Origin of the sequence: Paracoccus versutus (genome assembly GCF_000763885.1) — a bacterium.
In the GTDB taxonomy this organism is placed as follows: domain Bacteria; phylum Pseudomonadota; class Alphaproteobacteria; order Rhodobacterales; family Rhodobacteraceae; genus Paracoccus; species Paracoccus versutus.
Window position 1 is genome coordinate 1 of the sequence record NZ_JRKO01000112.1, and the last position, 6743, is coordinate 6743.

The following is a 6743-nucleotide window of genomic DNA, read 5'->3' on the forward strand; positions in this document are numbered from 1 at the left end:
CAGAAGCGCGCAGGGCGCTTGAGCAAACTGGGGGCTCCGCGCCCGACCCGCTTGCCCAACCCGAAACCGACCAATATCAACCCAAAGGACTCTCGTTATGAACGAGGGACGACCGGGGGGCAGGTCAGAAGTCTCGAACATGGTCTTTTCCTTAAAGGCCGGGAACGTCCAGCAGGTGCTGGAAGATCACGTGGACAATGCCGGTCATCGCGAGGCTGAGGATCAGCAGCCGGACCGGGAAGCCCAAGGTCCGCGGGCCGAAAGGGGTGCCCAGCCCCAGCATCAGCAGGAATACCGCCGTCGCGCTGATCTATTTCGTCGTCGCCTTCCCGCGGACGCGGCTGGTGCCATGGCTGGAAAAGCGCACCCTGAAACGCTTCGCGATCTGATGGGGGCGAAGATGTTCCAGATCCGTCGAAAATCCCAGTCATGGTATGGGGAAAGCATCGGTATCCTGATCCTCGATGCCGCCTATCCCTGCATTCCCGGCAATGTCGGCAATGCCAGCACCTATCCCTTTCCGGTGCGCTATCACCAGGTTGAGGGGGCGTCGATCGACCGGCTGCTCAATCAGGCCGATCCGGCGCTGGTCGCGCCCTTCATCGAGGGCGCCCGGAAATTGCAGGCCGAGGGGGTCAAGGCCATCACCGGCGCCTGCGGCTTCATGGCCCTTTTCCAGCGCGAGGTTGCGGCGGCGGTCGAGATCCCCGTCCTGCTGTCGCCGCTGCTGCAGATCCCGTTCATCGCCCATATCACCGGCCGCCCGGTCGGCGTGATCACCGCCAACGCATCCCGCCTGACGCCGGCGCATTTCGCGGCTTGCGGAGCCGATCCCAAGGTTGCGCTGCATATTGCCGGGATGGAGGATCAGCCGGAATTCCGCAGCGCCATTCTGGAGGAAAAGGGGACACTCGACAGCGCGCGGATCGAAGAGGAGATCATGACCGTCGCCGCCGGTCTGGTCCAGCGCCATCCCCGGATCGGCGCGATCCTGCTGGAGTGCTCGGATCTGCCCCCCTATGCGCAGGCGATTCAGGCCGTGACCGGAAGGCCGGTTTTCGATTTCAACAGCATGATCCGCCATGTCGAACGCGCCTGCGTCGCCTGCCGCTATCAGGGGGCGATGTAGTGCCGGCTTTCCGGGCCGTCGCCCCGACGCGGTCATTCCCGACGGGCATGAGGTCAGCCCCATTCAACGAAAGCTGCCCCGGATGCCGGAACAGCGCGCTGCGGTTGCGAGGGGGAAATGAAAGAGTTTCGGTGTATTGGCCGTATTGTGGCCAAGGTGCTTTCTGAACCCCGGATGGCGGGCACGAGGTCGATGGCAGGGGAATATCTGACAATCGCTTTGTGGCCAGCTTTATGCTGACGCCCGGTGTAAGACAGGAATAGCCCCGAGACGCACAATCGGTCATGCGGTATCCAGCCCGCGCATCAGAGCTTGTTCACCGACGTCTTCAGACCTTGTGCCCACCTTTGGGCGTCCAGATCGCAATAAACGCCCCGGCGTCCCCGATCGCGTGAGAAAACCCTTGAAAAAGACATCAGAGCGGTCACTGGACACCACCTTCCGGTCCTGTGCCTGATCGTCTCAATGGAGTGTTGTGCCATCCCAGTGCGCCATAGGGCGCCTCGATTAGGACCAGATATCGGCGTCGACGCCCTTTGCCATTTCGGGATGTTCGCGAATGCTGAACTTCGGGATGCGTCCCGCTTCGCGTTGCGCGAAATAATGCTGCGTCAGCGCCACAACCGTTCCCGACAGGGCGACAATGGCGATCAGGTTGATCGTCGCCATCAGCCCCATCGAGGCATCGGCAAGATCGAACACCGTCGTGACCGCCTGCAGCGCTCCCCACAACACCATGACCAGTACCAGGCACCGCAGGGTGGTAAGCCCGGCCTTGTTGCCGATGCCAAGAAAAGTCATCGCCATTTCCGAATAGGCGTAATTGCCGATGATCGAGGTAAAGGCGAAGAAGAAGATCGCCACCGCCACGAATAATGGGCCGGCGGTTCCGATATGGTCGGCCAGGGCAGACTGGGTCAGTTGCGTGCCCGTCAGTTCACCCCCCGGCACATAGACCCCCGAGAGCAGGATCATCAGTGCGGTGCAGGTGCAGATCAGGATGGTGTCGATGAAGACACCGAAAGCCTGAACAAAACCCTGACTCGAGGGATGGTGAGGGTTGGGCGTTGCCGCTGCCGCGATATTCGGTGCCGAGCCCATCCCGGCCTCGTTCGAGAACAGCCCGCGCTTTACCCCGTTCAGCATGGCGGCGGCGATGCCGCCCGTGATGCCGCCGGCCGCCTCGGTCAGGCCGAAGGCGTTGGACACGATATGGCCAAGCATTCCCGGAACCGCGCCCAGGTTCATCAGCACGACGATGATCGCGACCAGCAGATAAATGCCGGCCATGAAGGGCACGACATATTCCGCCACGGTGGCGATCTGCCGGATGCCGCCGAAGATCACCACGCCGGTCAGCGCGGCGATGGCAATTCCGGTCGCCAGCTTGGGCATGCCGAAGGCCCCCTCCATCGCATCCGCGATCGAGTTCGCCTGTACCGCGTTGAACACCAGCCCGAAGGACAGGATCAGGCAAACCGAGAACACTGCGCCAAGCCAGGGCAGGCCAAGGCCGTGCGCGATGTAGAAGGCGGGACCGCCGCGATAGACGCCGCCGGGCTCGCTGCTGTCCTTGACCTTGTAGAGCTGGGCCAGCGTCGATTCCGAATAGGCGGTCGCCATGCCGACAAAGGCGACCATCCACATCCAGAAGATCGCCCCCGGCCCGCCAAGGACCAGCGCCACCGCGACCCCGGCAATGTTGCCGGTCCCCACGCGCGAGGCCAGGCTCGTGCAAAGCGCCTGAAACGGGGAAATCCCCTGACGGTCTGCCGCAGGGGCGGCGGCGATCGACCGGATCATCTCTCGGAAATGCAGAATCTGCTGGAAACGCAGCCGGATGGTGAAATAGATCCCGACGGCCAGCAGGCCGTAGATCAGGACATATCCCCAGAAGATCGTATTCAGAAAACCGATAACTGCCGTCACCTTGGGTTCTCCAGTTCGGAACGGATAGGGTTGACGCCTGTATGGAAAGACTAGCCTACGTCCGGGGATTGGGCAATTCCGATGGTCTTTCGGACTGCCCGCCTCCCGGCATCGCCGGGATCAGTGCCGCGCGGAAGGGCGAGAAAGGCTCCGGCTCATCTGGCCGCTTCCGGGCTCGGGCCGGAGCTTCCGGCGAGATACTGCCGCAGGACGACCGCGGCCAGGATCGCCGCGCCGATCACGGTCGAGACGATTTCCGGCGCGATCATCATCAGCGCTGCGACGGGCAGCAGCAGCCGCTCAACCAGCAGCAGCGGTCCCAGCAGCCAGTTCGTGATCGCCGCCGACAGCGCCACGATGCCCAGGACCGCGCCGGTGAAGGCCAGCAGGAAGTCGGGCAGGGTGAACGACTGCGTGACCAGCAAGAGCGAAGGTGAGAAGACGAAGACGAAAGGCACCAGCGCCTTGCCCATCGACAGCCGGAAGGCGGTGTTGCCGGCCTTGAAGCCGTTCGCTCCGGCGATCCCGGCGCCCGCATAGGCGGCCAGCGCGACTGGCGGCGTCACATCGGCCAGCACGCCGAAATAGAACACGAAGAAATGCGCCACCAGCGGCTCGACGTTCATCATGCCCAGGACCGGGGCGGCCACGGCCACCATGATGATGTAATTCGCCGTCGTCGGTACGCCGCAACCCATCAGCACGCAGACGACCGCGGTCATCAGAAGCGTGAAGAGCAGCGTCAGCGTCTGGATGCTGAGCAGTTCAAACGGCAGCACAGCCAGCAGGCCATGGAAGGACGTGGCCCAGTTCTGCGCCACGCTCGTCACCATGAAGGCGATCTTGAAGCCGACGCCGGTCAGGGTGACGACGCCGATCACCACGCCGACAAGCGCCGCCGCCGCCGTCACGGCCAGCGATTGCCGTGCGCCTGCGACGAAGCCCTCATAGATGCCGGCGGCGGTTTCTTTGATGCCCTCGACGGCGCCGGCCGCCATGACCCGCTGGATCAGATAGACGATCATGCAGGCGGTGATGGCCCAGAAGGCCGACAAGAAGGGCGTGCGGCCCGACATCAGCATCCAGACCAGCAGGACCAGCGGAAAGACCGACAGCCACCCCTCGCGCAGGACCTTGCCGGCTTTCGGCAGTTCCTCGCGGCGCAGGCCGCGGATGCCAAGACGCTTGGCTTCCAGATGGACTTGAACCAGCACGCCGAAGAAATGCATGAAGGCCGGGACGACGGCGGCGATCAGGATGGTGCGCAGCGGGATGCCCAGATATTCGACCATCAGGAAGGCGACCGCGCCCATGACCGGCGGCGTGATCTGCCCGCCGGTCGAGGAGGCCGCCTCGACCGCGGCGGCGAAGTGGCGCTTGAAGCCGATCTTGATCATGGCCGGGATCGTCAGCGCGCCGGTGGTTACGGTATTGGCGATCGACGAGCCCGAGATCGTGCCCAGCATCGCCGAGGACACCACCGAGACTTTGGCCGGTCCGCCGGCGAAACGCCCGGTCAGCGCAGTGGCCAGGTCGATGAATAACTGCCCCAGGCCGATCTTTTGCGCCATCACCCCGAAAAGCACGAAGTGGAACACATAGGTGGCGATGACGCCGAGCGCGGTGCCGTAGATGCCCTGCGAGGTCAGGTAGAGGTGGTTGACGATATTGGCCCAGTCCGCGCCCGGATGCACCAGGATGCCGGGCATCGACTTGCCGAAATAGGCGTAGGCGATGAACAGGATCGCGATGACCGGCAGCGGCCAGCCCATCGAGCGGCGCACCGCCTCCATCAGCGCCACCAGCAGCACCGTGCCCATGGCGATGTCGATGGGCAGCGGATTGCCGACGCGGAAGGCCAGCTGGTCATAGATCCACGGCACGTAGAAGGCACTGACGGCGCCGCCTATGGCCAGCATCCAGTCTGTCACCGGCACGCCGAGGACGGCGAAACCGTCCGTCCTGTGGCGGTTGCGCGCCAGCGACGAGAAGCTGAGATAGATGATGAACAGCGACACGCCCATGTGCAATCCGCGATGCGTGGTGGCGCGCGGGATGCCGAAGCCTGCCGTGTAGAAGTGATAGACCGACAGCAGGAACAGGATGATCCCGGACAGGATCGCGATGGGGCGCGTGACCGTGCGGAAACGCGCCTCAGGATCGTATTCCTCCTCCAGCGCGCGAAGCTCGTCGTCGGAGAGCGGGCGTGTTTTCTCGGTCATGTCGTTTTCCTGCCGTTCGGTTCAGGACCAAAGGACGCGGACCGGGGTCCGGCCGCGTCCTTTCCGTCAGTTCTTGGCCATGCTCATTCGAGCTTGCCGGCTTCCTTGTAGAAACGCTCGGCGCCCGGATGGAAGGGGATGCCCGCGCCTTGGGTCGCATTCTCCAGCGTGATCTGCTTGCCTTTGGCATGGCCGGCCGCGAACAGCTTTTGCGTGTTCTCGTTGTATAGCGCCTGGGTGATGCCGTGGACCAGCTCCTCGGGCTGGTCGGCGCTGGTCACCAGCTGCGCCCCGACCGAGATCGTGGCGACATCGGTGTCCTGTCCCTCGTAGGTTCCGGCCGGAACCGTGTCGGCGGCGAAGAAATTGTAGGTCTCGCGCAATGTGTCGACCTCGGGACCGGTGATTGGCACCAGCGCCACGTCGTGCTGGCTGGCCAGTTCGGCGATGGCGCCGGCCGGATAGCCGCCGACGAAGAAGAAGGCGTCCATCGCCCCGTCGCGCATGCGGTCCGCCGCCTGGTCGGGCTTGAGATATTCCGGGGTGATGTCGGATTCCGAAAGGCCGAAGGCCTCGAGGATGATCTTGGCATCGACCAGCGTGCCCGAGCCCGGCTCGTCCAGCGACACCCGCTTGCCCCTGAGATCGGCCACCGAGGCGATGCCCGCGTCCTTGCGTGCCACCAGATGGATGCTTTCGGGGTAGAGGTTGGCGATCAGCCGCAGCTTTTCGACCGCCGGCTGGCCTTCCCACAGCCCGGTGCCGGTCTGCGCCCAATAGGCCACGTCGGATTGGCTGAAGCCCGCCTCCATCGCACCGCCGTTGATCGCGTTCACATTGCCGACCGAGCCGTTCGAGGCCACGGCGGTCGCCACCAGCCCCGGCACGCCGCAAGAGCCGCCGTCCTCGCAGGCGCGCGAGCCGGGCGGGTTCGAGATCGCATTCGCGATCAGCCCGCCGATCGGGTAGTAGGTGCCGGCGGTGCCGCCGGTGCCGATGCGGAAGAATGACATCTCCTGCGCCACCGCGGCCTGGCCGAAGGAGGCGGCGACGGCGAGGGCCGCCAACATTGTCCTGAATTTCATGTGCATGTCCCCTGTTTCCCAGATCGTTCAGGTCGAGGTTAGGCAGAGCCGCCACGCAAGACAACCGCCGGGATGCGCGAAAATGCGCGGGTGTCGTTGCGTCCCGAAGGCCGAGCACGCCCTTGCCGTCCGGCTTTGGAGGGCGCCGGCGGGAATTTTCGTCGCCCTCGGCCAGCCGCCTTTCGCCGCAGCCGCCCAGCTCGTGGCGTTCGAGCCCAGGATGCCGGACATGTTGCAACGATGTCTTTGATGTGTTTGGCGCCTACATGGCGCTGAACATCGGGGCCAACGATGTGGCCAACAACATGGGTCCTGCGGTGGGGGCGAACGCGCTCAGCATGGGGGGCGCCATCGTCATCGCGGCGGTGTTCGAAAGCG

Annotated in this window: 5 protein-coding genes and 1 pseudogene; 3 read left to right on the plus strand and 3 right to left on the minus strand. The window is 64.3% G+C overall.

Features of this window, described 5'->3' with window-relative positions; genetic code table 11:
* The first annotated feature begins 266 nt into the window (after positions 1-266).
* Together IT40_RS30605 and IT40_RS25675 are read left to right on the plus strand one after the other, a co-directional pair.
* Positions 267-389, plus strand: a complete 123-nt coding sequence (locus IT40_RS30605) for a hypothetical protein (RefSeq protein ID WP_275600376.1) — start codon at positions 267-269, stop codon at positions 387-389.
* 11 nt (positions 390-400) lie between these two features.
* Positions 401-1129, plus strand: a complete 729-nt coding sequence (locus tag IT40_RS25675) for an aspartate/glutamate racemase family protein (protein ID WP_036761204.1) — start codon at positions 401-403, stop codon at positions 1127-1129.
* 507 nt (positions 1130-1636) lie between these two features.
* Here IT40_RS25675 and IT40_RS25680 read toward each other — a convergent pair.
* The 3 genes from IT40_RS25680 to IT40_RS25690 all read right to left on the minus strand — a co-directional run bounded on the left by IT40_RS25680 (position 1637) and on the right by IT40_RS25690 (position 6365).
* Positions 1637-3058, minus strand: coding sequence for an alanine/glycine:cation symporter family protein (locus IT40_RS25680; protein ID WP_036761195.1), 1422 nt, complete (start codon positions 3056-3058; stop codon positions 1637-1639).
* Between the two features lie 155 nt (positions 3059-3213).
* Positions 3214-5280 (minus strand): TRAP transporter permease, encoded by a 2067-nt coding sequence (locus tag IT40_RS25685; RefSeq protein ID WP_036761198.1) that lies wholly within the window; start codon positions 5278-5280, stop codon positions 3214-3216.
* An 83-nt stretch (positions 5281-5363) separates the two neighbouring features.
* Positions 5364-6365 carry a TAXI family TRAP transporter solute-binding subunit gene (locus tag IT40_RS25690; RefSeq protein ID WP_036761200.1) on the minus strand — a complete coding sequence of 334 codons (1002 nt, stop codon included), beginning with the start codon at positions 6363-6365 and terminating at the stop codon, positions 5364-5366.
* 251 nt (positions 6366-6616) lie between these two features.
* Between IT40_RS25690 and IT40_RS30385 the strand changes: the two are divergent.
* Positions 6617-6743, plus strand: a pseudogene (locus tag IT40_RS30385) (inorganic phosphate transporter); the annotation flags it as partial.

What these genes read in the sequence shown, in the direction of transcription:
- IT40_RS25675 (WP_036761204.1), top strand. Translation starts at nt 401, where the DNA reads ATGTTCCAGATCCGTCGAAAATCCCAGTCATGGTATGGGGAAAGCATC.
- IT40_RS25685 (WP_036761198.1), bottom strand. Translation starts at nt 5,280, where the DNA reads ATGACCGAGAAAACACGCCCGCTCTCCGACGACGAGCTTCGCGCGCTG.
- IT40_RS25690 (WP_036761200.1), bottom strand. Translation starts at nt 6,365, where the DNA reads ATGAAATTCAGGACAATGTTGGCGGCCCTCGCCGTCGCCGCCTCCTTC.